The organism is Serratia sp. root2 (genome assembly GCF_031931805.1).
Classification (GTDB): Bacteria; Pseudomonadota; Gammaproteobacteria; order Enterobacterales; family Enterobacteriaceae; genus Serratia; species Serratia inhibens.
Map to the genome: position 1 here is coordinate 1 of NZ_JAUJXB010000001.1, position 22,101 is coordinate 22,101.

The following is a 22,101-nucleotide window of genomic DNA, read 5'->3' on the forward strand; positions in this document are numbered from 1 at the left end:
GAGTTGCTTACGAGAGGACATTGATAACTCCAAAATAATTACAGTTCAGCGGCCAGCATGTCTTCCAGCTTTTGCTGGTCGACGGCGAACAGACGGATACCTTCGGCCAGTTTTTCAACCGCCATGGCGTCCTGATTATGCAGCCAGCGGAATTCGGCTTCGGCCAGTGGGGCGGGCTGATGGAAACCTTCGGTGGACGGCGTCAGTTTGCGCTCGACCGGTTGCTCGCTGTGTTTGAGCTGTTCCAGCAGGTTCGGCGCTATGGTCAGGCGATCGCAGCCGGCCAGGGCCAGGATTTGCTCCACCTTGCGGAAGCTGGCGCCCATGATCACCGTCTGGTAGCGGTGCTGCTTATAGTATTCATAAATGGTGCGCACCGATTTCACGCCCGGATCCTGCTCGGCGTCGTACTCGGCGGCAGGCTGTTTGGCCTGATACCAGTCATAGATACGGCCCACAAACGGGGAAATCAGGTACACGCCGGCTTCGGCGCAGGCGCGGGCCTGGGCGAAGGAGAACAGCAGCGTCAGGTTGGTGTTGATGCCTTCTTTTTCCAGTTCCTCGGCGGCTTTGATGCCTTCCCAGGTTGATGCCAGTTTGATCAGGATGCGGGACTTGTCGATGCCCTGTTCCTGATACAGGCCAATCAGTTTGCGCGCCTTGGCCACGCACATGCCGCGATCGAACGACAAACGGGCGTCCACTTCGGTGGAAATGCGGCCCGGCACGCTTTTGAGAATTTCGACGCCGATGTTGACCGCCAGTTTATCGCTGGCGTTGATCAGTTGGGTTTCTTTGCTGCCGCCCTGTTGGCGGGCATAGTTCAGCGCTTCGACGATCAGTGGCTTATATTGCGGCAGCGCCGCGGCTTTCAGGATCAGTGAAGGGTTGGTGGTGGCGTCCTGGGGTTCGAACTGGCGGATGGATTCGATATCGCCGCTGTCGGCCACAACCGTGGTTAGCTGCTTGAGTGCATCTAATTGGTTCATTTATAAGCTCCTTGATCAGTGCCAAACATGTAGGGAAATGAGAACCTTTTTCATCGTAGGCTGAACACACTGCATCAGAAGCCCGATGATTAAAATGCGCTTTTTCTGATTGTTGCGATGGATAAGAACAATGGATCCTGCCCCGAACCAGGCCGGCTGCGGGTTGCACCCGCGAGAATAGGGTTTTTGGCTTGGGGTATGCGGCGAGTAGAATAGGGGGGACAGCGATAAAAAAAGGGTTCAGCACCCGGCTGAACCCTGTGGTATTCCCCTCCTTATTATTTGCTCAAGTTAACGTCAATCGCCTGGTAGAAGGCATTGGTCGTATCTGCTACATCCCACACGGCGAGGATGACGTGCGAACCACTGCGGTCTGCCGGTATGTTGCACTGGTGGGTGACCTGCGCGGCTGGGATCGCGCCGCCGTCGTTGTATTGGCAGAATGGCGTCAGATCAAAGGAGGCCCGAGTCAGCGGCTGCGACGCATCCCAGTTTGGTTTGGTAATGAAATAGCGCCAGCCGGTGGTGCTGTGACGGGCGGTCAGCCTCCAGGTAAAGGAGTTGGCGCCGGTATGCAGGTTGAGCTTGTTCCAGCGGGTTGGCGTTTGCTGATCCAGTTCGAAGAAGGTGCTCTTATCGGCGCTGGCGATATGACCGTCCGCCGGACCGTTTTGCGGGAAACCCTTCAGACCTTCGACGCTTTGCGGCTCGTACTGCACGCTGCCGCACTGGGTATTGAGCTGCAGTTTGCACTGGTAGGAACGGCTGGCCGGTGTCTCGACATAGCCGTGGGCGTTAGCCTGTTGGGATATGCCAAACAGGGCGGCGCTCAGCAAACCGAAAGACATAAGGGTACGAGAAGTATTGTTCATGAGTCACTCCTGACTGAAGTTATATTGTAAGTTGAGTGTATTTTCACCACTGAAATGAGAGGTCATTAACGAAATTAAAAAACATCATTATGGGTGGCTTGTTTTATTTTTATCATTCGTGTCAGGGATTGGGATGGAATGTTTTATAGGCTATTAACTGAAATTATTATGATGAATGTCTTTTATTCTTTGATTGAATTTATTTAAACGCTGCTGTCTAACGTCGCAGCATCATGATGAATTTTACTTAATGGATTGATGAATACTCTTTCAGATGATGCTCTCCGATATGGAGTATATTGCTTGTGGTTTTGCTTACTCTTGTATGACTTGAACGTTTTTTACGCGCCAGTTACCTGGGAATTTAGTGTCAATTTTTCTTATTTTATGTCAAAGAGGAATTAGTATGACTAGATTATCCCTGGATGCGATTAAAATAATCAGCACCATAAAAAGTACCGGTTCTTTCTCTATGGCGGCGGAGGCGCTGCATAAAACGCCTTCGGCGATATCTTATCGGGTTTCCAATATTGAAAGTAAACTCTGCGTGAAATTATTTCATCGAAATGGCCCGATGATTACCCTAACGGATGAAGGGGAATTCCTGCTGCAAGAGGGCAGCTGGATTTTAAATGCGGTGCAGGATCTCGAGAGCCGAGTGAGGAATATCCCGAAACTCGATAATAATATCCGTATCGTCGTCGATAAGTTCTTTCCGTTGGAAACCATCACCCAGGATATACGCGACTATATTCAGCACAGCCCGAACGCCAACATTTCGGTACAGCGGGAAGCGCTGAACGGCACCTGGGATGCGCTGAAGAACAATCGGGCGGATTTGATTATCGCCATTGGCCAGATCCCGGACAGCGTGCAGGCCAAGACACTGATGCTCGGCAAGCTGAATTTCGTGCTATGCGTTTCGCCTTCGCATCCCTTTGCGGCACAGAAAAAACCGGTGGATAAAAATCAGCGGTTGAATGACATCGTGGTGGTGATCGCCGACAGCAGCCATGAGCTGCCAAAGCGCAACCACGGCACGATGCCGTTGCAGCGCCAACTGGTGGTTTGCGACGTCGAGAGCAAGCTGGCGCTGTTGAAACGCGGTATCGGCCACGGTTTTCTGCCACCTTCGCTGATCGAAAAAGAGCTGGCGAGCGGCGAACTGGTGACGGTACCGGTCGATATGCAAAAAGGTGACGAAATGATTTGGCTGGCCTGGCACCCGGCCAGCAAGGGAACCGGTTTTACCTGGTGGCATGAACGTCTGACGCGTAAAAGCGACGTTTTCAGCCTGATGGGGCGCGAAGTGGTGCGGGATGGGGGTTACCCTTGGTGTAACAACTGAGGGAATAACAACGAAGGGATGCGAAAATTAAACGTTTAAAGCAGTAAAAACCCCGCAGCGCGAGCCACGGGGTTTTTTTATGCCGTTAAACGACACGGCCCACTTTCAGCCAGGCGCTGTCGGAGCCTGGTACGGAAGTGATAAAGCCCCACTTGGTCTGCCAGACGTAGCCCTGATAAGACACCAGCGCGCCCTGTGGGTAGGTCGTGCCCGCCACGTACGCCGGTGCGCTCATGATCGGCAGATTGCCGGGGCCGACGCCGGTATAGCGCAGGCCGGTGCCCATATCCAACTGGCTATCGTCATAATCGGCCGCGTTGAAATAGCGGTCCAGCGAGGCCAGCAGATCGCCGTTGCGGTTGTCCTGCCCCAGGTGCCAGAACATTACCCCGCCCAGTTGCTGCTGCTTGATATATTTTGCCTTGTACTTGAAGCTTTCGACGTCGTCATAAGTCACGAACAGGCCGTTGGCCGCGTGGTACAGGTACGGCGTTTTGGTTTTGTCGTTCCACAGGCGCTGATAGCCGTAGTTGCCGAGCAGCATCTGTTCCAGTTGGCGGTAAGAGGCGATGCGTGGGTCCTTGTCGCGGATGCACTCTTCGCAGCCCACCAGCCAGTAATCGGTGCCTGGGAACGGATCTTCCCCCGGCGTGCTGTGGCTGCTGTATTGGCCGCCGTTGCTGCCGCTGACCCCCTTGAACGCACGGCCGTAGAACGGCACGCCCATCACGATCTTGCTGCTTGGCACGCCTTCCAGCATCAGGTGTTGCTGTACGGCAGCGTCCACCGTCAGGCTGAACGGGCTCGGGAAGGCGCGGGTCAGCTCTTCCCAACTCCAGCCCAGATTGGCTTCGCGCAGCGCGTTATAGAAGGTCGGCCCGGCGCTATCGCCAAACAGCGCCGCCTGATGGTTGGTGATTTTCTCCCATGGGCCGGCCAGATCGTAAGTCATCAGGTTGATGTAATCGAGTGAGGCGACGATCTGCGGCAGCTTGCTGTAGTAGCGCGACAGGAAGAACGCGCCGCCGGCCCCGGCGATGGTCAGTTGGTATGGCAGCGCCTGGCGGCCATCGGTCTGGGTCTGTTGATCCAGCAGGGTGCGGATCTCCTGCAGCGCGGCGACAAAACCGTCCACCTCGCTGCTCTGCGGGTATTCCCAGTCGATATCTACGCCGTCAAAGCCATAGTCTTTCATGATGCGCACGCAGGATTGCGCGAATTTGGTACGCGCAGCCGGGGTTTTCACCGCGTTGACGTAATTGGCATGGGAAACGCCCAGGTCGTTGGAATAATACCAGCCGCCAATGGAGAACATGATACGCAGGCTGGGGTTGTGCGCTTTCAGCGCGGTCAACCGACCGACCACATCGCGTGCCTTGGCATCTATCGTTGCCGGATCCCAGGCACATTCCAGATTGCTGTTAATGTCGAGGAACGAGAAATTAATGTGGGTCAGCTGTTTGGCCTTGGCCGGCGTGATATTGGACACCGGGAAAGGCACGATTGAGGTATCGGATTCGGTATAGTTATTAATTTGGTTGGTCGGAATGAAATAATAACCAATGACCGCTTTACGTACAGACATAGTGTTTCTCCAGAGTTAAGGTTTTTGTCATCGAGAGTGATTCTCTCGGTGCTATTAAATGTTTATTTCTCTGGTAAAGAAAAGTCGAAATAAATCACAGTAAAGATGAGTTTTTTATTCGATGCCCGCCGTTATTCACGGGAGTTGTTGTGCCAGTATTGAGCGTGAATGAATTTGACCATAGACGCTATTTTTATTCATTTGCTTTGTTATAGCATCCTTAACTAGATTCTGACTGTACCGATATCCTGCCGGCGGTGATTGGCATTTAATTAAAATTAAAAATAGGAGAGTAGCTATGTCCAGCTTAGAGCCAGACGCTGTTGGCTTAATTATTCAGCGAGCCTGTGAATACCTTCAGCCGGCAATGAATGCCATTTTGGCCGGCATCATGGCACTTTTGCATGGTGCCTATCGCAACGTAGGGATGCGACGCCGGTTATTAAATGCAGGTATGTGCGCGTTATTGGCCTGGACGGTGCGTGATGCATTGGCGCTGGCAGGCCTGGAATTAAAATGGGCGAATCTTGCCAGCGTGCTGATTGGCTTTCTGGGTGCTGATTATATTAGCGCATTAATTAAAAAAATCATTGGCAAGAAGACGGGGTTAAAAAATGTTAAATGAAATTCAGGAAATGCGCTTTACCGCACGCAGTGAGGACAATTTAATTGGCGTGCATCCGGATCTGGTACGGGTGATGCGGTTGGCGTTGAATTATTCGCTGGTGCCCTTTTCCATCAGCGAAGGCGTGCGCAGCATGGCGCGGCAGCGTGACATGCTGCGCACCGGCAAAAGCCAGACGCTGAGGAGCCGGCATCTGACCGGGCACGCGGTGGACGTGGTGGCGATGCCGGCGGGCGTGGTGTCCTGGGAGTGGGATTACTACGCGCAAATTGCCGTGGCGGTACGCCGCGCAGCGCGTGAATGCGCAGTCAGCGTCGAGTGGGGCGGCGAGTGGCGCACGCTGAAGGACGGGCCGCATTTTCAGCTCTCCTTCAGGGATTACCCGGCATGAGCGGTTGGCTGAACAAGATCATGCAGGGCGGGTTGCTGCTGCTGTTGGCGGTGGCGATTTGCCTCGGCGGTTACAGCTCGCTGCTGTCGCACCGGCTGGAGCTGGCGCGGCGGCAGGCGGCCGAACAGCAAAAGACCTTGGCGCAGCAGGCCGGGCTTATCGCCACGCTGCAAACCCAGGATGCGCAGAACCGTGCGCTGATGGCCGCTCAGCAGCAGCAGGAACAGCAGTTGCGCCGACATAGCGACGTTTACCAGAGGAAATACCGTGAAGCGATTAAAAATGATACCTGCGCTGGGCAGCCTATTCCTGGCGCTGTGCTTGAGCTCCTGCGCCCGGCCGCCGGCGGCGCCGACGCCCATGGTGCTGCTGCCCCCTGAATCCGTCTTCACGCCCTGCGAGCAACCCCGCTTGCAGGGCGACACCTGGGGCGATGCCGTCAGCTATACGCTGGCATTGCAAACCGCATTGCAAATTTGCGCGGGCCGGGTGGCGACGCTCAACGCCTGGCGAGCAAAACTGCCGTTGCATTGACGGCAGTATTCTTATTCCCCGTCCTGTGGGACTTTTTTTTACTTTTATAAAATTATTTCGATCAAGGTTATGGCCCGCTTCAAAGTTTGTGACGTTTCTCTCACTATACTGGTCTAGCCTAAAAGCCTTACCTCAACATAAAAGCAAAAAGCAAAGGAACCCATAATGGACGAACAGCTCAAACAGAGTGCCCTTGATTTCCATCAGTTTCCGGTCCCAGGGAAGATCCAGGTCTCTCCAACCAAACCCCTGGCGACGCAACGCGATCTGGCGCTGGCCTATTCACCGGGCGTTGCCGCCCCTTGCCTGGAAATTGCCGCCGACCCGCTGGCGGCCTACAAATACACCGCCCGCGGTAACCTGGTAGCGGTGATTTCCAACGGCACGGCGGTACTGGGGCTGGGCAATATCGGCGCATTGGCCGGTAAGCCGGTAATGGAAGGTAAAGGCGTTCTGTTCAAGAAGTTTTCCGGTATCGACGTGTTCGATATCGAAGTGGATGAACTTAACCCGGACAAGCTGATCGACATCATTGCTTCCCTCGAGCCGACCTTTGGCGGCATCAACCTGGAAGACATCAAGGCGCCGGAGTGTTTCTACATCGAGCAAAAACTGCGCGAACGCATGAAAATCCCGGTGTTCCATGACGATCAGCACGGCACCGCCATTATTACCACCGCCGCAGTGCTGAACGGCCTGCGGGTAGTGAAAAAGAATATCTCCGACGTGCGGCTGGTGGTTTCCGGTGCCGGTGCGGCGTCGATAGCCTGTCTGAATCTGTTGGTGGCGCTGGGGCTACGCCAGCAAAACATCACCGTTTGCGACTCCAAAGGGGTGATCTACAAGGGGCGCGACGCCAACATGGAGCAAACCAAGGCGGCTTATGCCATTGAAGATAACGGCCAGCGCACGCTGGGGGATGCGATCCCCAATGCCGATATTTTCCTCGGCTGTTCCGGCCCGGGCGTGCTGACCCAGGACATGGTGAAAACCATGGCCAGGGATCCGTTGATCATGGCGTTGGCCAACCCGGAACCGGAAATTCTGCCGCCGCTGGCGAAAGCCGTGCGTCCGGACGCCATTATCTGTACCGGCCGCTCCGACTACCCGAACCAGGTGAACAACGTGCTGTGCTTCCCGTTCATCTTCCGCGGGGCGCTGGACGTGGGCGCCACCACCATTAACGAAGAGATGAAACTGGCCTGCGTGCATGCGATTGCCGATCTGGCGTTGGCGGAACAGAACGACGTGGTGGCTTCCGCCTATGGCGATCAGGACCTGTCGTTTGGCCCTGAATACATCATTCCAAAACCTTTCGACCCGCGCCTGATCGTTAAAATTGCCCCGGCGGTGGCCAGGGCGGCGATGGAGTCCGGCGTGGCGACGCGTCCGATCGAAGACTTCGATGCCTACGTCGAGAAACTGTCCGAGTTCGTCTACAAAACCAACCTGTTCATGAAGCCGATCTTTTCCCTGGCGAAGAAGGACATAAAGCGCGTGGTGCTGGCGGAAGGCGAAGAGGAAAGGGTGCTGCATGCGACCCAAGAGCTGGTGTCGCAGGGCCTGGCCTATCCGATCCTGGTCGGCCGCCCGAGCGTGATTGAAATGCGGTTGCAAAAGCTCGGCCTGCAATTGACGCCGGGCAAAGATTTCGAAGTGGTGAACAACGAGTCCGACCCGCGTTTCAACGAATACTGGGGCGAGTATTACCAGATCATGAAGCGTCGTGGCGTCTCGCAGGAGCAGGCGCGCCGTGCGGTGATTGGCAACCCGACGCTGATTGCCGCCATCATGCTGCATCGCGGCGAGGCGGACGCGATGATCTGCGGCACCATCGGCAGCTACCATGAGCACTACGAAGTAGTGAAAAACGTGTTCGGTTTCCGCGAAGGCGCGCACGTCGCCGGGGCGATGAATGCATTGCTGCTGCCAAGCGGCAACACTTTTATAGCCGACACTTATGTCAACGACGATCCGACGCCGGAACAGCTGGCGGAAATTACCCTGATGGCGGCGGAAACCGTGCGCCGCTTCGGCATTGAGCCGAAAGTCGCGCTGCTGTCCCATTCGAGCTTCGGTTCCTCTGACTGCCCGGCGGCGCGCAAAATGCGCAAAACGCTGGAGTTGGTGAACCAGATGGCGCCAGAACTGGAGATTGACGGCGAGATGCACGGCGACGCCGCGCTGGTTGAAAGTATTCGCCACGATCTGATGCCGGACAGCCCGCTAAAAGGCGCGGCCAATGTGCTGATCATGCCGAATATGGAAGCGGCGCGCATCAGCTACAACCTGCTGCGCGTATCCTCTTCGGAAGGGGTGACCGTGGGGCCGGTGCTGATGGGGGTATCGAAACCGGTACACATCCTGACGCCAATCGCTTCGGTGCGCCGCATCGTCAACATGGTGGCGTTGGCAGTGGTGGAAGCGCAGACTGAACCGCTATAAGCCTTGAGTGACGACAAGCCCCCTGCGTTCCGGCGCAGGGGGCTTTTTTTACGCCTTGCAGCGTGCGGCGATCTGGCGGATATCCTGCGGCGTAGTGCGGCAGCAGCCGCCAATCAGCCGGGCTCCCGTGTTTTGCCATTCCCCAATCTGATCGATAAGGTTGCCATTCTCGCCCCCGCAGGCATGCCAGGTTTTGCTCACCGCGTCGTAATGTTCGCCGGAGTTCGGATAGACCAGCAGCGGTTTGTCGGTAAGTGTAGCCAACTGCCGCAACGCCGGGGTGACGTTTTCCAGCGCAATACAGTTGATGCCGATCGCCAACACCTGCGGATTGCCGTGCAGTGCTGCCAGCACCTGCGTCAGCGGCGTGCCGTCGCTGAGATGTTGGCTGTCGCGCAGGGTGAAGGCGAACCAGGCGCCGAGCGTCGGGAACTCTTGCAACAATGCCAGCAACGCCTGCAGCTCGCTGAACGACGGCAGGGTCTCACAGGCCAGCAAATCGACCCCGGCCTCGGCCAGCGCGGCAATGCGCGGGCGATGGAAGGCGATCATCTCGTCCTGCGGCAGCGAATAATCGCCGCGGTATTCGGAACCGTCGGCGAGGTAGGCACCATACGGCCCCACAGAACCTGCGATCAACAGCGGTGCGGCCTGCGGATGTTGCGCCAGATAGTCGCTGCGTGCCTGTTGCGCCAGTTGTACGCTTTTGGCGATCAGCGCCAGCGATTGCTGCTGGTTCAGACCGCGGCGCAGGAAGCCCAGCGGCGTCGCCTGGTAACTGGCGGTGATGGCGCATTGCGCCCCGGCGTTGAAATAGTCGAGGTGAACCTGATAAATCAGCTCGGGGTTTTCAATCAGCACTTTTGCCGACCACAGCGGATCGCTGAGATCGCAGCCGCGCGCCTCCAGTTCGGTGGCCAGCGCGCCGTCTAAAATCAGCGTGCGGTTAGCGGCCAATAAGGCGGCGACGGTATTGTTAACTGACATGATTCTCTCCCAACGAAGATTTTTGCCCGGCGCGGCGGGTCAGATAATAGGCGAAGTAGCACAGTGCGACAAACGGCAACCCGCAATAAAGCGCGATGCGCTGCGCCGGATCGAAAGCCAGTCCTACGCAGGCCAGCAGGCACAGGACGAAGCCGAGGATCGGCGTCAAGGGGTAACCCGGCGCACGGTATTTCAGGCCCTCGATCGGCTGACCGCTGCGCAGATAATGGCGGCGGAAGGCGTAATGCGCCGCGCAGATGCTCAGCCAGACCGCCACCACAGCAAAGCCGGAAATGGCCGACAGGGCGACAAACACCGTGTCCGGTGCGATAACGCTGGTCAGAAGCGCCAGCACGCCGCCGAGCATGCTGAAGGTCAATGCATTGATCGGGATGCCGCGTTTATTGACGCGGGAAAAATAAGCCGGCAGGGTGCGCTGGTTGGCCAATGACCACAACATGCGGCCCGAGGCGTACAGACCGGAATTGGCGGCCGACAAGATGGCGGTCAGGATCACGAAGTTAAATATATCGGCGGCATAAGGTATGCCAATGCGTTCAAACACCAGCACGAACGGGCTTTTCACAATACCGGCTTGATCCATCGGGATCAGCGCCGCCAGAATAAATACCGTGCCGATAAAGAACAGCATCAGGCGGATCACCGTGGTGCGTATCGCCCAGGGCACCACCTTTTCCGGATTCTCGGTTTCGCCGGCCGCAATGCCGATAAGTTCGGTACCGGAGAAAGCGAAGTTCACCGCCACCATGGTCATCAGGATCGGCAGCGTTCCGTTCGGCAGCCAGCCGGAGGCGGTCAGGTTATGCAGGAAGGGGGCTGGCGTGCCGTCTTTCATCGGCAGCAGGCCGAACATCGCGGCGCCGCCCAGGATGATAAAGGCCAGAATGGTGACGACCTTGATCAGCGAGAACCAGAATTCGCTTTCGGCAAAGAAGCGGGTAGTGATGACGTTGAGCAGGAAAATCGCCGCGCAGAAGATTAAGCACCACAGCCACACCGGCGACTGCGGGAACCAATACTGCATGCAAAAACCGGCGGCGGTCAGGCTGGAGCCCAGCGCCACCGTCCAGGTCAGCCAATACAGCCAGGCGACGGTATAGCCGGTAGCCGGGCCAAGATAACGTGAGGCGTAGACGTGGAAGGCACCGGTTTCCGGCATCGCGACGGCCAGTTCACCCAGGCACAGCATCACCAGATAAACCACCAATGCGCCAATCAGATAGGCCAGCAGAGTCCCGAGAGCGCCGGTAGTAGAAATGATATAGCCGGTGTTGAAGAACAACCCGGTGCCGATCACGCCGCCCAGCGACAGCATCACCAGATGCCGGGCTTTCATGGTGCGTTTGAAGTGCCCTTCGGCGGGTTCAGGTGAGTGCATGGTATTCCATCCGTATAGACGTCTAAGCAGCTAAATGGCTATTGGTTATACCCGTAATACTTTATGAAATCAATGTAAGAGCGGGCGTCATAAACTAAAAAATAGTTGGCGCTGTCTCAGGGCGGGGGGATACACATATGCAAATGATAATTATTATCTATAATGCTTGCACTTTTTATTGCAGGGGGCAGCATGAGAATTCTGATTTTACTGGCCGCGCTGGCACTGGGCGCTTGCAGCCAGACCCCGGTGTCCGTACCGAAAAACACCCTTGACGGCCTGGGGAAAATTACCGATTTACGCAGCGGCGAAACCTTGTCGCCTGACCAGCTTCTTGTCCGCCTGGCCGCCCAACCAAGGGTGATGGTCGGGGAAAAGCACGACAACCCCTACCATCATCGGATTGAACTGTGGTTGGTGCAAAACCTGGTGCAGCAGCGGCCGCAGGGCAGCGTACTGATGGAGATGCTTACCCCGAACCAGCAGGCCAAAGTGGACAAGAGCAAGCAGGCACTGCAGGGCAATCCTGCCATGCGTGATGAGCGCGTGGCGCAGTTGATTGACTGGCAGAAAGGCTGGAAATGGTCGCTGTATGGCGAAGTGGTGATGGCGGCGATGCGGGCGCCATATCCGCTTTGGTCAGCCAATCTGGATCGCGATGAAATCATGGCGTTTTACCGGCAGCCTGTGTTTCCGAAGGGGCAATTGTCGGTACGCCCGGCAGTACAGAAGGCGCTGGAAGACACTATTCGCACTTCGCACGGCGGAAAAATCGAACCCCAACAGCTGCACGCGATGTTGGCAATCCAGCAGCAGCGCGATCGGCGCATGGCCGAGCGCCTGCTGGCTGCCCCAACGCCGGCGTTGTTGATTGCCGGTGGTTATCACGCCTCAAAATGGGTGGGTGTGCCGCTGCATGTGCAGGATCTGCAACCGGGCGCGCAGCCGACGGTGTTGATGTTGGCGGAGCAGGGTGCGCAGGTTGATGGCCAGATGGCGGATTACCTGTGGATCACGCCGTCGGTAAAATGACGGCGTGCCAAGGGAAAGCGGCGCAGTTACTGCGCCCGTTTCGCCTGTTGCAGCCACTTGTCCAGCTCGTTGGCGAACTGCTGACGGTCGCGTTGGTTCAGGGTATTCGGGCCACCTGTCTGGATGCCGCTGGAGCGCAGGGTATCCATAAAATCACGCATGTTCAGGCGTTCGCGGATGGTATCCGGCGTATAGCGTTCACCGCGCGGGTTCAACGCCACTGCGCCTTTTTCTATCACTTCGGCCGCCAGCGGAATATCGGCGGTGATCACCAGATCGCCTTTTTCGCAGCGGCGGACGATTTCGTTATCCGCCACGTCAAAACCGGCCGCCACCTGCAGGGTGTGGATGTGTTTTGACGGCGGCGTTCTCAGCGGTTGGTTGGCCACCAGCGTCACCGACATGGCGGTGCGCTCGGCGGCGCGGAACAGCACTTCTTTGATCACGTTCGGACAGGCGTCCGCATCGACCCAAATCTGCATTACTCAGGCTCCTTCAGCCAGTCGCGCACCGGCAGAAAATCACGGTACAACGCCGCTTCCGGGCTGCCTTCCGCCGGTTGATAGTTATATTCCCAGCGCACCAGCGGTGGCATCGACATCAAGATGGATTCAGTGCGGCCACCGGTTTGCAGGCCGAACAGCGTGCCCCGATCCCACACCAGATTGAATTCGACATAGCGGCCGCGGCGATAGAGCTGGAACTGACGTTCGTTGTCGCCCCAGCTCAGCGCTTTGCGTTTTTCCACGATCGGCAGGTAGGCCTCGAGGAAACCTTCGCCCACCGCGCGGGTGAAAGCGAAGCAGCTGTCAAAGTCCGGGGTGTTGAGATCGTCAAAAAACAGGCCACCGATGCCGCGCGCTTCGTTGCGGTGCTTGATAAAGAAGTAGTCGTCGCACCACTTTTTGTATTTGGGGTAGACCTCGTCACCGAAGGGCGCACAGAGCCGATCGGCGGTACGGTGCCAGTGGACGGCGTCTTCTTCGAAACCGTAGAACGGCGTCAGATCAAAGCCGCCGCCAAACCACCACACCGGCTCTTCGCCCGGTTTTTCCGCAATGAAAAAACGCACGTTGGCGTGGCTGGTGGGGATATAAGGGCTGTGCGGGTGGATCACCAGTGACACGCCCATCGCCTGGAAGCTGCGCCCGGCGAGCTCGGGGCGGTGTGCGGTAGCGGAAGCGGGCAGGGTGGCACCGGAGACGTGCGAGAAGTTTACCCCCGCCTGTTCAAACACCGCACCGCCGGTCAACACGCGGCTGCGGCCACCGCCGCCTTCTTCACGCGTCCAGCGGTCCTCGTTGAAAACGGCGCCGCCGTCTGCCTGTGCCAGTTGCGTGCAGATACTGTCCTGCAGCGACAGCAGGAAGGATTTTACTTCTGCGATGGTCGGTAAGCTCATACGGATAATTCACGCGTCTGACGGAACAAGGCGCAAAGTATACCCGCATTCGCTGCCGCTTATCAGCCGGTTTTTCGTTGGTGCGCGTCGTAGTAGCTGAAGAAACTGATCACGCCGTCGGCGATGGCGCGGGCGATTTTCTCGCGAAACGCGGTAGTGCCGAGCAGGCGTTCTTCCTCCGGGTTGGTGATGAATGAGGTTTCCACCAGCACCGAAGGAATGGACGGGGATTTGAGCACCGCAAACGCCGCCTGCTCGGTGCTGTCGCTGTGCAGGTGATGCACCGGGCGGATCTGGCCAAGCACGTGGCGACCGAGCGTCAGGCTATTGTTGATGGTATCGGTCTGCACCAGATCGAACAGTACCTGTTGCAGGTAGTTATCCTGATTTTTATATTTGCCGCCGGCCACGTCATCGGCGGCGTTCTCGCGGTTGGAGAGATAACGAGCCATGGCGCTGCTGGCGCCGCGGTTGGACAGGGCGAAGACCGATGCACCCGAGGCGTCGGGGCTGGTAAACCCGTCGGCGTGAATCGAAATAAACAGGTCGGCTTGATGCTGGTGGGCAATTTCAACCCGCTGGAACAGCGGGATAAATTCGTCTTCTTCCCGCGTCAGCCGGGCTTCGACGTGATCGTGCTCATGCAGAATGCGGCGTACGTGGTTGGCGATCTCCAGCACCACGTGTTTCTCTTGCGAACCTTCGCTGCCGATCGCGCCGGAATCGATGCCGCCATGGCCGGGATCGATCATCACCAGCCGTTTGCTGCCGGTCGGTTTCGCTGCCGGTTTGGCGTGTTGATTGCGCAGCATGCCGCCGGACTCCGCTTTGGCTGGTTGACTTTTGCAGCCGAGCAGCGCCAGCGCCAGGCCGGAGAGCAGTAACTGACGTCGCGTGGAGGAGGCGGAGAGCGGTTTAAAATTGAGGAATTGTTTAACCTGTTTTTTCATAACGCGACGCTCCATCGAAAAATTCTATTTTGCGATGTTATATCGTATTGATAATCATTAATCGAACGGTTAACTATGTCCATTTATTACGCGAGTTACCGCAGTTTTCTGCCTGTTTGGCGTGGGAAATCGCAGTTTGATATTGCTTAAGTGAATAATCCCGCGATAATCAGATAAACACTTTAATTAACAGCGGCGAACATCGATGGAAATTCGCGTATTTCGACAAGACGACTTTGAAGAAGTCATTACCCTGTGGGAGCGCTGCGATCTGTTGCGGCCGTGGAACGATCCTGAGATGGATATCGAGCGCAAACTGAATCACGATCCGGACCTGTTTCTGGTCGCGGAAGTGGGCGGTGAAGTGGTCGGTTCGGTGATGGGGGGCTACGATGGCCACCGTGGTTCGGCGTATTACCTGGGCGTGCACCCGGATTATCGTGGGCGCGGCATCGCCAATGCGTTGATTAGCCGTCTGGAGAAAAAGTTGGTCGCGCGCGGTTGCCCGAAGATCCAACTGATGGTGCGCGAAGACAACGATACGGTGATCGAGATGTACGAAAAACTCGGTTACGAGATCCAGAGCATCACCAGCCTGGGCAAGCGGCTGATCGAAGACCAGGAATATTGAGTCAATAAGGCGGTGAACCTTCACCGCCCGTCAGTGAGCGTTACGGCAGCTTTTTGATGTTTTTCACATCGACTTCCACGCTGCTCCAGTCTTTATCCACTTTCCCTTCCAACTGCACTTTATCTTTCGGGGTAATGGTCTGGCCGTTCCAGCGTTTTCTGTCGATCTCCACCGTCAAGGTGCCGCTGGCGTCGCGGAAGGTATAGGTATCGTCGCCGACGCGCTGCTCAATGTTGCCTTGCAGCATGACCCAGGTGTCGTCGCTCATCGACTTCACCTTATCCACAGTGGTCAGTGCGGCGCTGGGGCCGGAGAAGCCGCCCTGCGGAGCGGTTTGCGTCTGCGGAGCGGAAGGGTCAAGGAATCCGCCTTGTTGTGCCAGAACCGGTGCGCTGCACAGCGCGATCAAAGCGGCCAGGGTATATTTTTTCATGTGAAGCTTCCTTATCTCAATCGAGAATCAAAGCCCTGCCAATCAGGACTGCTGTGTTGATGAAGTAAGTAAAACATAAAGATCTTAAGAGCTTCTTAAGCGGGTGTATTGAAAACCATCATTAGGGCTCCCATTTGTAGGAGTAATGATAAAACAGGCAAGGAACCGACCTTGAAGCCGCATCCACACCGATTTTCCCCCGACGATTATGATCATCATGGCGTGCTGCGCCTGCCGCTGTGGTTTTGGGGCGTACTGGTTTTGCAGGCCCGCACCTGGATCCTGTTTGTGATGGCCGGCGTCTCGCAGCAACAGGGGGGAGGACTGTTGCAACTGTTTTACCCGGATACCCAAAGGTTCTGGTATGGCATCCTGCTGGGGTTGCCGGCCGCGCTGGCTTTTTTGATTGGCCCGCGTCGGCATTTGTGGCCACGGTTGTGGCGGGCCTGGCGTTGGGTACTCAGCGCCTCGGTGCTGGCGGCGTTGGGCGGCTCCCTGCTCAACCTGTGGCAGCAGGACAGCAATCTGCCGGCGCTGGATAGCGTTTTAGCGTTGCTCGATGCTTTGGCGCTGGCCTACCTGCTGTGGAACGCGCGGCTGAAGGCTTGCTTCACGCCACAGGAAGAGGCGGCTTAATTGCCGCGCGGTGCGGCACTTTTCTCATTTTCCGCACTCCAATCTCGCAACCGATGGCGTAGCGCGGGCAGTTGTGAGAGGCTGGCACGCAGCCTGACTGACCCATGCCTTTGATGTTAAGGAGCTATAAATGAATATTCGCCCACTGCTGTTAGGGCTCCCGCTGTTACTGACCGGCTGTTCGACGATGTCCAACTTCTCCTGGTCGAGCCTGTCGCCGTTTAACTGGTTCGGCAGCAGCCTTGAGGTCAGCGCCAAGGGCGTTGGCGATCTCAACGCCGGCACGCCGATGTCGGAAAGCGCGATCAACGACGGGCTGAACGGCGATTACCGTCTGCGCGGCGGCATGGCGACCAACAAGGGCCAGATCGTTTCTTACTACCAGGCAATGGACGGCAATGACGTGAAACTGGTGATCACCGGTGAACCGAAGGGCCACGTGCAGCGTGTGGACGTGATGGACAACAAAGTGGCGACCGAGTGGGGCAACAAGCTTGGCACACCGTTCAGCGACATGTACAGCAAGGCGTTTGGCGCTTGCAAACCGGCCGATGGCGACGATGCCGGCAAGGTAGAGTGCGTGGCGGAGCAGAGCAAATACGTCACCTATATCTTCAGCGGCAAGTGGGCGGGCCCGCAGGACATCATTCCGCCGGACGACACGCTGAAAAGCTGGACGGTCAGCAAGATTATCTGGCACGCCAAACCGCAGTAAGCCGCTTTCGGGCGCTCTGCCTGGAGCGCTCGTGATTAACCCTGTTTTCTTTGCGTTGCGCTAAGGCAATCTGGCACGCATGCGTTATTATACCGCGCGTTTGTAACAGGAAATCCAAGTGTAAACAGCGGCCTGTTACCCTATTTTGCTATTGAGGATAACGACATGACACAGGTTCAGAGCGGCATTTTGCTGGAGCACTGCCGTTTCGCCATTTTTATGGAAGCTACCGTACAGGGCGAATTCGCTGATTTGCGTCAGGGCTGCAAGCATTTTTGCCAGACGCTTACCGAGCTGCAGCAACAGTTCCCTGATGCGCGCCTGGGGGCGGTCATCGCCTTTGGTTACGACGTCTGGCACGATCTGTCCAGCGGCCAGGGGGCAAATGAGCTGAAGCCGTTTACCCCACTGGGTAAAGGACTGGCGCCGGCCACCCAACGCGATCTGTTGATCCATATCCAATCCCTGCGTCATGACGTTAACTTCTCGCTGGCGCAGGCGGCGCTGGCGGCGTTCGGCAACGCCATCAAGATTGAAGAGGAGACCCACGGCTTCCGTTGGGTGGAGGAGCGCGATCTGAGCGGCTTTATCGACGGCACCGAAAACCCGCAGGGCAACCAACGCCCGGAAGTGGCGGTGATCGCGGAAGGCGAAGAAGACGCGGGCGGCAGCTATGTGTTGGTACAGCGTTACGAACACAATCTGCGTCAATGGCAGCGCTTTACCACCGAGCAGCAAGAGCAGATTATCGGCCGCACCAAGCACGACAGCGAAGAGCTGCCGTCGGATCAGCGGCCAGAGACGTCGCACGTCAGCCGGGTTGATCTGAAAGAAGACGGCAAGGGCCTGAAAATTCTGCGCCAGAGCCTGCCTTACGGCACCGCCAGCGGCAAGCACGGGCTCTATTTTATCGCCTACTGTGCGCGTCTGCATAATATCGAAAAACAGCTGCTGAGCATGTTTGGCGATCTGGACGGCAAACGCGATGCCATGCTGCGTTTTAGCCGTCCGGTGACCGGCAGTTATTACTTTGCTCCTTCGTTGACGCGCCTGATGTCGCTTTGATGCATCCACCGGGGTCGGCCATGTCGCCCCGGTACGCTTTCCCGCCCCAGCGAAACCGCTCCGCTCCTGCCTTATAGCGTTTGATGCTTGAAAATCACTAAACGGTATATAAAAGCGTTACAGCTCCGCACCTAGTTATAAATACACTGGTCAACATCAGGGCGAAAGCCCGACGGATTGACTCAGTTAGCTAAGGTGCAGAATGAAACAAACCCGGGTTAAAAATATCGTGCTGAAAGGATGGTTGGCTGCGGCTCTGTTAGCCAGCGGCACCGTCTCGGCAACTGAATTGCTGAACAGCTCCTATGACGTTTCCCGTGAATTGTTTACCGCGCTGAATCCTGGTTTTGAACAGCAGTGGAACCAGCAGCACCCGGGCGACAAGCTGACCATCAAGCAGTCCCACGCCGGTTCTTCCAAGCAGGCGTTGGCGATCCTGCAGGGGTTGCGTGCCGACGTGGTGACTTACAACCAGGTGACCGACGTGCAGATCCTGCATGACCGCGGCCAACTGATCCCGGCCGACTGGCAAGCCCGTTTACCGAACAACAGTTCACCCTTCTATTCCACCATGGCTTTCCTGGTGCGCAAGGATAACCCGAAGGGTATCCACGACTGGAACGATCTGGTCCGTGACGACGTGAAACTGGTGTTCCCGAACCCGAAAACCTCCGGCAACGGCCGTTACACCTATTTGGCCGCCTGGGGCGCCGCCAGCCAGGCCGACGGCAACGATCAGGCCAAAACCCGTGCCTTCATGACCCGTTTCCTGAAAAACGTGTTGGTGTTTGACACCGGCGGGCGCGGCGCGACCACCACCTTTGTGGAACGAGGCCTGGGCGACGTGCTGATCAGCTTTGAATCGGAAGTGAACAACATCCGCAAACAGTACGGTGAAGACAAATACCAGGTCATCGTGCCGCCGGTCGATATTCTGGCGGAGTTCCCGGTGGCCTGGGTAGACAAAAACGTCGAGAAAAACGGCACCGAACAGGCAGCCAAAGACTACCTCAATTATCTCTACAGCCCGGCGGCCCAACAGGTGATCACCAGCTACTACTATCGCGTTTACGACAAAAAGGCGATGGAAGCGGCTAAGGGCCAGTTCCCGGACACCAAGCTGTTCCGGGTGGAAGATCAATTTGGCGGCTGGCCGCAAGTGATGAAAACGCATTTCTCCACCGGCGGCGAGTTGGATCAACTGTTAGCAGCAGGACATAAGTAATGTTGTCGTTGTCCAGTAAACGGGTTCTGCCCGGATTCGGCCTTAGTCTGGGGAGCAGCCTGTTTTACACCTGCCTGATTTTGCTGCTGCCGCTCAGCGCGCTGGTGATGCAATTGGCGCAGATGAGCCTGGCTCAATACTGGGAAGTGATTTCCAATCCGCAGGTGGTGGCGGCCTATAAGGTGACGCTGCTGTCGGCGGGCGTTGCCAGCCTGTTTAACGCGGTGTTCGGCATGCTGATGGCCTGGATCCTGACCCGCTACCGTTTTCCTGGCCGCACGCTGTTGGACGGCCTGATCGATCTGCCGTTCGCGTTGCCGACGGCGGTGGCCGGCCTGACACTGGCCGGGTTGTTTTCCACCACCGGCTGGTATGGCCAATGGCTGGCGCATTTCGACATCAAGGTGACCTTCACCTGGCTTGGGATCGCGGTGGCGATGGCGTTTACCAGCCTGCCGTTCGTGGTGCGCACCGTTCAACCGGTGCTGGAAGAGTTAGGGCCGGAATATGAAGAAGCGGCCGAAACCCTGGGCGCAACCCGCTGGCAGAGTTTCCGCCGTGTGGTGATCCCTGAGCTTGCACCGGCGCTGCTGGCCGGCACGGCGATTTCCTTTACCCGTAGCCTGGGTGAGTTTGGCGCAGTGATTTTTATCGCCGGCAATATCGCCTGGAAGACCGAGGTGACGTCTCTGATGATTTTTGTACGCTTGCAGGAGTTCGACTATCCGGCGGCCAGCGCGATTGCTTCGGTGATCCTGGCGGCGTCGCTGCTGCTGCTGTTTAGCATTAACGTACTGCAGAGCCGCTTCGGCCGACGCATCGGGGGGCACTGATGGCGGATATCTCTGAGTTCAATGGCGTCGAACGCCCGCGCGTCAATTGGGGTAAATGGACGCTGATCGGCATCGGCGTGCTGTTCTCGGTGCTGCTGCTGGTGGTACCGATAATTTCGATTTTCGCCGAAGCCTTTTCCAAAGGCGTTGGTGCGATGTGGAGTAACCTGGTCGATCGCGACATGCTGCACGCCATCTGGCTGACGGTGTTGATAGCGTTGATCACCGTGCCGTTCAACCTGATTTTCGGCACGCTGCTGGCGTGGCTGGTGACGCGTTTCACCTTCCCGGGTCGTCAGTTGCTGCTGACGTTGGTCGACATTCCGTTCGCCGTTTCACCGGTGGTGGCGGGGCTGATTTATCTGCTGTTTTACGGCAGCAATGGCCTGCTGGGCGGTTGGCTGGATGCGCACAATATCCAGGTGATGTTCTCCTGGCCGGGCATGGTGCTGGTGACCATTTTCGTGACCTGTCCGTTCGTGGTGCGTGAGCTGGTGCCGATGATGCTCAGCCAGGGCAGCCAGGAAGACGAGGCCGCCATTTTGCTGGGGGCGTCCGGTTGGCAGATGTTCCGCCGCGTCACGCTGCCTAACATCCGCTGGGCGTTGTTGTACGGCGTGGTGCTGACCAACGCGCGCGCCATCGGCGAGTTCGGTGCCGTCTCTGTGGTGTCCGGTTCTATTCGCGGCGAAACCTTCAGCCTGCCGCTGCAGGTGGAGTTGCTGCAACAGGATTACAACACCGTCGGCTCCTTTACCGCCGCCGGGCTGTTGACCCTGATGGCGATCATTACCTTATTTTTGAAGAGTGGCCTGCAATGGCGTCTGGAACGCCAAAATGCGCGCCTCGAGCGGGAGGAAAATCATGAGCATTGAGATTAGCGGCATCAATAAATTTTTCGGTCGTACCAAGGTATTGAACGATATCTCGCTCGATATTGCCTCCGGTGAGATGGTAGCGCTGCTGGGGCCGTCCGGTTCCGGTAAAACTACGCTGCTGCGCATTATCGCCGGGCTGGAAAGCCAGAGCGGCGGCAGGCTGGGCTTCCACGGCACCGACGTCAGCCATGTGCACGCACGCGATCGCCGCGTAGGCTTCGTGTTCCAGCATTACGCGCTGTTCCGCCATATGACGGTGTTCGACAATATCGCTTTTGGCCTGAGTGTGCTGCCGCGCCGTGAGCGCCCGAACGCTGCGGCGATTAAACAGAAAGTGACCCAACTGCTGGAAATGGTGCAGCTCGGTCATTTGGCCAACCGTTACCCGTCGCAGCTTTCCGGCGGCCAGAAGCAGCGTGTGGCGTTGGCGCGTGCGCTGGCGGTAGAGCCGCAAATCCTGCTGCTGGACGAACCCTTCGGCGCGCTGGATGCGCAGGTGCGCAAAGAACTGCGCCGCTGGCTGCGTCAGTTGCACGAAGAGCTGAAATTCACCAGCGTGTTCGTGACCCACGATCAGGAAGAGGCGATGGAAGTGGCCGACCGCATCGTGGTGATGAGCCAGGGCAATATTGAACAGGTGGGCTCACCGAACGAAATCATGCGTGAGCCGGCCAGCCGTTTCGTGCTGGAGTTTATGGGCGAAGTGAACCGCCTGAGCGGCGAAATCCGCGGCTCGCAGCTGTTTGTCGGCGCGCACCAGTGGCCGCTGTCGTTCCAGCCGATGCATCAGGGCAGCGTAGATCTGTTCCTGCGTCCGTGGGAAATGGAAGTGGCCACCGAGAGCAGCGAGCGCTGCCCGCTACCTGTGCAGGTGCTGGAAGCCAGCCCGCGCGGCCACTTCTGGCAGTTGATCGTACAACCGATCGGCTGGCATCAGGAACCCATCAGCGTGGTGCTGCCGGAGGGCAACCAACCCCCGGTACGCGGCGGCCGTTACTACGTTGGCAGCCTGAATGCGCGTCTGTACGCCGGCGATCAACTGCTGCAACCTGTTGCGTTAGCCAAAAGCGCCTGATAGTTTTTAGCGGCCAATATTATTTTAAAGGCAACCCCAGGGTTGCCTTTT

24 protein-coding genes are annotated in these 22,101 nt (G+C 57.2%); 15 read left to right on the plus strand and 9 right to left on the minus strand.

Annotation, left to right across the window (positions count from 1 at the left end; all coding sequences use genetic code 11):
* Window positions 1–38 precede the first annotated feature (38 nt).
* Both tal and QZQ97_RS00010 read right to left on the minus strand, forming a co-directional pair.
* Window positions 39–989, minus strand: a complete 951-nt coding sequence (gene tal / locus QZQ97_RS00005) for a transaldolase (protein ID WP_311991707.1) — start codon at window positions 987–989, stop codon at window positions 39–41.
* Window positions 990–1,267: 278 nt separating this feature from the next.
* Window positions 1,268–1,861 carry a lytic polysaccharide monooxygenase gene (locus QZQ97_RS00010; RefSeq protein WP_311991708.1) on the minus strand — a complete coding sequence of 198 codons (594 nt, stop codon included), beginning with the start codon at window positions 1,859–1,861 and terminating at the stop codon, window positions 1,268–1,270.
* Between the two features lie 406 nt (window positions 1,862–2,267).
* Between QZQ97_RS00010 and QZQ97_RS00015 the strand changes: the two genes are divergently transcribed.
* Entirely contained in the window at window positions 2,268–3,209 is a 942-nt protein-coding gene (locus tag QZQ97_RS00015) for a LysR family transcriptional regulator (RefSeq protein WP_311991709.1), read from the plus strand.
* An 85-nt stretch (window positions 3,210–3,294) separates the two neighbouring features.
* Here the strand turns inward: QZQ97_RS00015 and QZQ97_RS00020 are convergent, their stop codons facing one another.
* On the minus strand, window positions 3,295–4,794 hold the full coding sequence (locus QZQ97_RS00020) for a glycosyl hydrolase family 18 protein (protein ID WP_311991710.1): 1,500 nt from the start codon (window positions 4,792–4,794) through the stop codon (window positions 3,295–3,297).
* 298 nt (window positions 4,795–5,092) lie between these two features.
* On the opposite strand from QZQ97_RS00020, the gene QZQ97_RS00025 reads away from it, so the two are divergent.
* From QZQ97_RS00025 to maeB, 5 genes are all read left to right on the plus strand, one after another.
* Window positions 5,093–5,419 carry a phage holin, lambda family gene (locus tag QZQ97_RS00025; RefSeq protein ID WP_013814027.1) on the plus strand — a complete coding sequence of 109 codons (327 nt, stop codon included), beginning with the start codon at window positions 5,093–5,095 and terminating at the stop codon, window positions 5,417–5,419.
* Window positions 5,409–5,810, plus strand: a complete 402-nt coding sequence (locus QZQ97_RS00030; protein WP_006317308.1) for a M15 family metallopeptidase — start codon at window positions 5,409–5,411, stop codon at window positions 5,808–5,810. The genes QZQ97_RS00025 and QZQ97_RS00030 overlap by 11 nt, the downstream gene beginning before the upstream one ends.
* Window positions 5,807–6,190 carry a hypothetical protein gene (locus QZQ97_RS00035; RefSeq protein WP_311991711.1) on the plus strand — a complete coding sequence of 128 codons (384 nt, stop codon included), beginning with the start codon at window positions 5,807–5,809 and terminating at the stop codon, window positions 6,188–6,190. Before QZQ97_RS00030 ends, QZQ97_RS00035 begins: the two co-directional genes overlap by 4 nt.
* Complete coding sequence (gene lysC, locus QZQ97_RS00040) at window positions 6,171–6,344, plus strand: Rz1-like lysis system protein LysC (RefSeq protein WP_311991712.1); 174 nt, start codon at window positions 6,171–6,173, stop codon at window positions 6,342–6,344. The genes QZQ97_RS00035 and lysC overlap by 20 nt, the downstream gene beginning before the upstream one ends.
* Before the next feature lie 165 nt (window positions 6,345–6,509).
* Complete coding sequence (gene maeB / locus QZQ97_RS00045; RefSeq protein WP_311991713.1) at window positions 6,510–8,789, plus strand: NADP-dependent oxaloacetate-decarboxylating malate dehydrogenase; 2,280 nt, start codon at window positions 6,510–6,512, stop codon at window positions 8,787–8,789.
* Between the two features lie 48 nt (window positions 8,790–8,837).
* On the opposite strand, the gene mmuM is transcribed toward maeB, so the two are convergent.
* Entirely contained in the window at window positions 8,838–9,776 is a 939-nt protein-coding gene (gene mmuM / locus QZQ97_RS00050; RefSeq protein WP_311991714.1) for a homocysteine S-methyltransferase, read from the minus strand.
* Window positions 9,766–11,175, minus strand: a complete 1,410-nt coding sequence (mmuP, locus tag QZQ97_RS00055; protein ID WP_311991715.1) for an S-methylmethionine permease — start codon at window positions 11,173–11,175, stop codon at window positions 9,766–9,768. The genes mmuM and mmuP overlap by 11 nt, the downstream gene beginning before the upstream one ends.
* Window positions 11,176–11,367: 192 nt before the next feature.
* On the opposite strand from mmuP, the gene QZQ97_RS00060 reads away from it, so the two are divergent.
* Window positions 11,368–12,207: a ChaN family lipoprotein gene (locus QZQ97_RS00060; protein ID WP_311991716.1), complete on the plus strand. Its 840-nt coding sequence runs from the start codon at window positions 11,368–11,370 to the stop codon at window positions 12,205–12,207.
* 26 nt (window positions 12,208–12,233) lie between these two features.
* Here the strand turns inward: QZQ97_RS00060 and QZQ97_RS00065 are convergent, their stop codons facing one another.
* The 3 genes from QZQ97_RS00065 to amiA all read right to left on the minus strand — a co-directional run bounded on the left by QZQ97_RS00065 (window position 12,234) and on the right by amiA (window position 14,559).
* The gene (locus tag QZQ97_RS00065; RefSeq protein ID WP_004947732.1) at window positions 12,234–12,689 is read right to left on the minus strand and encodes a YaiI/YqxD family protein; all 456 of its coding nucleotides are present in this window, start codon (window positions 12,687–12,689) and stop codon (window positions 12,234–12,236) included.
* Entirely contained in the window at window positions 12,689–13,609 is a 921-nt protein-coding gene (hemF, locus tag QZQ97_RS00070; protein WP_311991717.1) for an oxygen-dependent coproporphyrinogen oxidase, read from the minus strand. The genes QZQ97_RS00065 and hemF overlap by 1 nt, the downstream gene beginning before the upstream one ends.
* Before the next feature lie 62 nt (window positions 13,610–13,671).
* On the minus strand, window positions 13,672–14,559 hold the full coding sequence (amiA, locus tag QZQ97_RS00075) for an N-acetylmuramoyl-L-alanine amidase AmiA (RefSeq protein ID WP_311991718.1): 888 nt from the start codon (window positions 14,557–14,559) through the stop codon (window positions 13,672–13,674).
* Window positions 14,560–14,764: 205 nt separating this feature from the next.
* On the opposite strand from amiA, the gene QZQ97_RS00080 reads away from it, so the two are divergent.
* On the plus strand, window positions 14,765–15,190 hold the full coding sequence (locus QZQ97_RS00080) for a GNAT family acetyltransferase (RefSeq protein WP_006317161.1): 426 nt from the start codon (window positions 14,765–14,767) through the stop codon (window positions 15,188–15,190).
* Between the two features lie 40 nt (window positions 15,191–15,230).
* Here the strand turns inward: QZQ97_RS00080 and QZQ97_RS00085 are convergent, their stop codons facing one another.
* A complete protein-coding gene (locus tag QZQ97_RS00085) occupies window positions 15,231–15,623 on the minus strand; it encodes a YgiW/YdeI family stress tolerance OB fold protein (protein ID WP_311991719.1) in 393 nt (130 codons plus the stop codon).
* Window positions 15,624–15,794: 171 nt separating this feature from the next.
* Here QZQ97_RS00085 and QZQ97_RS00090 point away from each other — a divergent pair, with 171 nt between their 5' ends.
* From QZQ97_RS00090 to cysA, 7 genes are all read left to right on the plus strand, one after another.
* Window positions 15,795–16,259, plus strand: coding sequence for a DUF2919 family protein (locus QZQ97_RS00090; protein ID WP_311991720.1), 465 nt, complete (start codon window positions 15,795–15,797; stop codon window positions 16,257–16,259).
* Window positions 16,260–16,389: 130 nt separating this feature from the next.
* Window positions 16,390–16,974, plus strand: a complete 585-nt coding sequence (locus QZQ97_RS00095; protein WP_311991721.1) for an RpoE-regulated lipoprotein — start codon at window positions 16,390–16,392, stop codon at window positions 16,972–16,974.
* Window positions 16,975–17,139: 165 nt separating this feature from the next.
* Complete coding sequence (locus tag QZQ97_RS00100) at window positions 17,140–18,039, plus strand: Dyp-type peroxidase (RefSeq protein WP_311991722.1); 900 nt, start codon at window positions 17,140–17,142, stop codon at window positions 18,037–18,039.
* A gap of 202 nt (window positions 18,040–18,241) precedes the next feature.
* The gene (locus tag QZQ97_RS00105) at window positions 18,242–19,264 is read left to right on the plus strand and encodes a sulfate ABC transporter substrate-binding protein (RefSeq protein WP_311991723.1); all 1,023 of its coding nucleotides are present in this window, start codon (window positions 18,242–18,244) and stop codon (window positions 19,262–19,264) included.
* Window positions 19,264–20,097, plus strand: coding sequence for a sulfate/thiosulfate ABC transporter permease CysT (cysT, locus tag QZQ97_RS00110; protein WP_062868195.1), 834 nt, complete (start codon window positions 19,264–19,266; stop codon window positions 20,095–20,097). Before QZQ97_RS00105 ends, cysT begins: the two co-directional genes overlap by 1 nt.
* A complete protein-coding gene (gene cysW, locus QZQ97_RS00115) occupies window positions 20,097–20,972 on the plus strand; it encodes a sulfate/thiosulfate ABC transporter permease CysW (RefSeq protein WP_311991724.1) in 876 nt (291 codons plus the stop codon). Before cysT ends, cysW begins: the two co-directional genes overlap by 1 nt.
* A complete protein-coding gene (cysA, locus tag QZQ97_RS00120) occupies window positions 20,962–22,050 on the plus strand; it encodes a sulfate/thiosulfate ABC transporter ATP-binding protein CysA (RefSeq protein ID WP_311991725.1) in 1,089 nt (362 codons plus the stop codon). The genes cysW and cysA overlap by 11 nt, the downstream gene beginning before the upstream one ends.
* Window positions 22,051–22,101 lie beyond the last annotated feature (51 nt).

What these genes read in the sequence shown, in the direction of transcription:
- QZQ97_RS00105 (WP_311991723.1), top strand. Translation starts at nt 18,242, where the DNA reads ATGAAACAAACCCGGGTTAAAAATATCGTGCTGAAAGGATGGTTGGCT.
- QZQ97_RS00020 (WP_311991710.1), bottom strand. Translation starts at nt 4,794, where the DNA reads ATGTCTGTACGTAAAGCGGTCATTGGTTATTATTTCATTCCGACCAAC.
- mmuM (WP_311991714.1), bottom strand. Translation starts at nt 9,776, where the DNA reads ATGTCAGTTAACAATACCGTCGCCGCCTTATTGGCCGCTAACCGCACG.
- mmuP (WP_311991715.1), bottom strand. Translation starts at nt 11,175, where the DNA reads ATGCACTCACCTGAACCCGCCGAAGGGCACTTCAAACGCACCATGAAA.
- QZQ97_RS00025 (WP_013814027.1), top strand. Translation starts at nt 5,093, where the DNA reads ATGTCCAGCTTAGAGCCAGACGCTGTTGGCTTAATTATTCAGCGAGCC.
- tal (WP_311991707.1), bottom strand. Translation starts at nt 989, where the DNA reads ATGAACCAATTAGATGCACTCAAGCAGCTAACCACGGTTGTGGCCGAC.
- lysC (WP_311991712.1), top strand. Translation starts at nt 6,171, where the DNA reads ATGGTGCTGCTGCCCCCTGAATCCGTCTTCACGCCCTGCGAGCAACCC.
- cysT (WP_062868195.1), top strand. Translation starts at nt 19,264, where the DNA reads ATGTTGTCGTTGTCCAGTAAACGGGTTCTGCCCGGATTCGGCCTTAGT.
- QZQ97_RS00060 (WP_311991716.1), top strand. Translation starts at nt 11,368, where the DNA reads ATGAGAATTCTGATTTTACTGGCCGCGCTGGCACTGGGCGCTTGCAGC.
- QZQ97_RS00085 (WP_311991719.1), bottom strand. Translation starts at nt 15,623, where the DNA reads ATGAAAAAATATACCCTGGCCGCTTTGATCGCGCTGTGCAGCGCACCG.
- hemF (WP_311991717.1), bottom strand. Translation starts at nt 13,609, where the DNA reads ATGAGCTTACCGACCATCGCAGAAGTAAAATCCTTCCTGCTGTCGCTG.
- QZQ97_RS00035 (WP_311991711.1), top strand. Translation starts at nt 5,807, where the DNA reads ATGAGCGGTTGGCTGAACAAGATCATGCAGGGCGGGTTGCTGCTGCTG.
- QZQ97_RS00100 (WP_311991722.1), top strand. Translation starts at nt 17,140, where the DNA reads ATGACACAGGTTCAGAGCGGCATTTTGCTGGAGCACTGCCGTTTCGCC.
- QZQ97_RS00015 (WP_311991709.1), top strand. Translation starts at nt 2,268, where the DNA reads ATGACTAGATTATCCCTGGATGCGATTAAAATAATCAGCACCATAAAA.
- QZQ97_RS00080 (WP_006317161.1), top strand. Translation starts at nt 14,765, where the DNA reads ATGGAAATTCGCGTATTTCGACAAGACGACTTTGAAGAAGTCATTACC.
- QZQ97_RS00065 (WP_004947732.1), bottom strand. Translation starts at nt 12,689, where the DNA reads ATGCAGATTTGGGTCGATGCGGACGCCTGTCCGAACGTGATCAAAGAA.
- maeB (WP_311991713.1), top strand. Translation starts at nt 6,510, where the DNA reads ATGGACGAACAGCTCAAACAGAGTGCCCTTGATTTCCATCAGTTTCCG.
- QZQ97_RS00030 (WP_006317308.1), top strand. Translation starts at nt 5,409, where the DNA reads ATGTTAAATGAAATTCAGGAAATGCGCTTTACCGCACGCAGTGAGGAC.
- QZQ97_RS00010 (WP_311991708.1), bottom strand. Translation starts at nt 1,861, where the DNA reads ATGAACAATACTTCTCGTACCCTTATGTCTTTCGGTTTGCTGAGCGCC.
- QZQ97_RS00095 (WP_311991721.1), top strand. Translation starts at nt 16,390, where the DNA reads ATGAATATTCGCCCACTGCTGTTAGGGCTCCCGCTGTTACTGACCGGC.
- amiA (WP_311991718.1), bottom strand. Translation starts at nt 14,559, where the DNA reads ATGAAAAAACAGGTTAAACAATTCCTCAATTTTAAACCGCTCTCCGCC.
- cysA (WP_311991725.1), top strand. Translation starts at nt 20,962, where the DNA reads ATGAGCATTGAGATTAGCGGCATCAATAAATTTTTCGGTCGTACCAAG.
- cysW (WP_311991724.1), top strand. Translation starts at nt 20,097, where the DNA reads ATGGCGGATATCTCTGAGTTCAATGGCGTCGAACGCCCGCGCGTCAAT.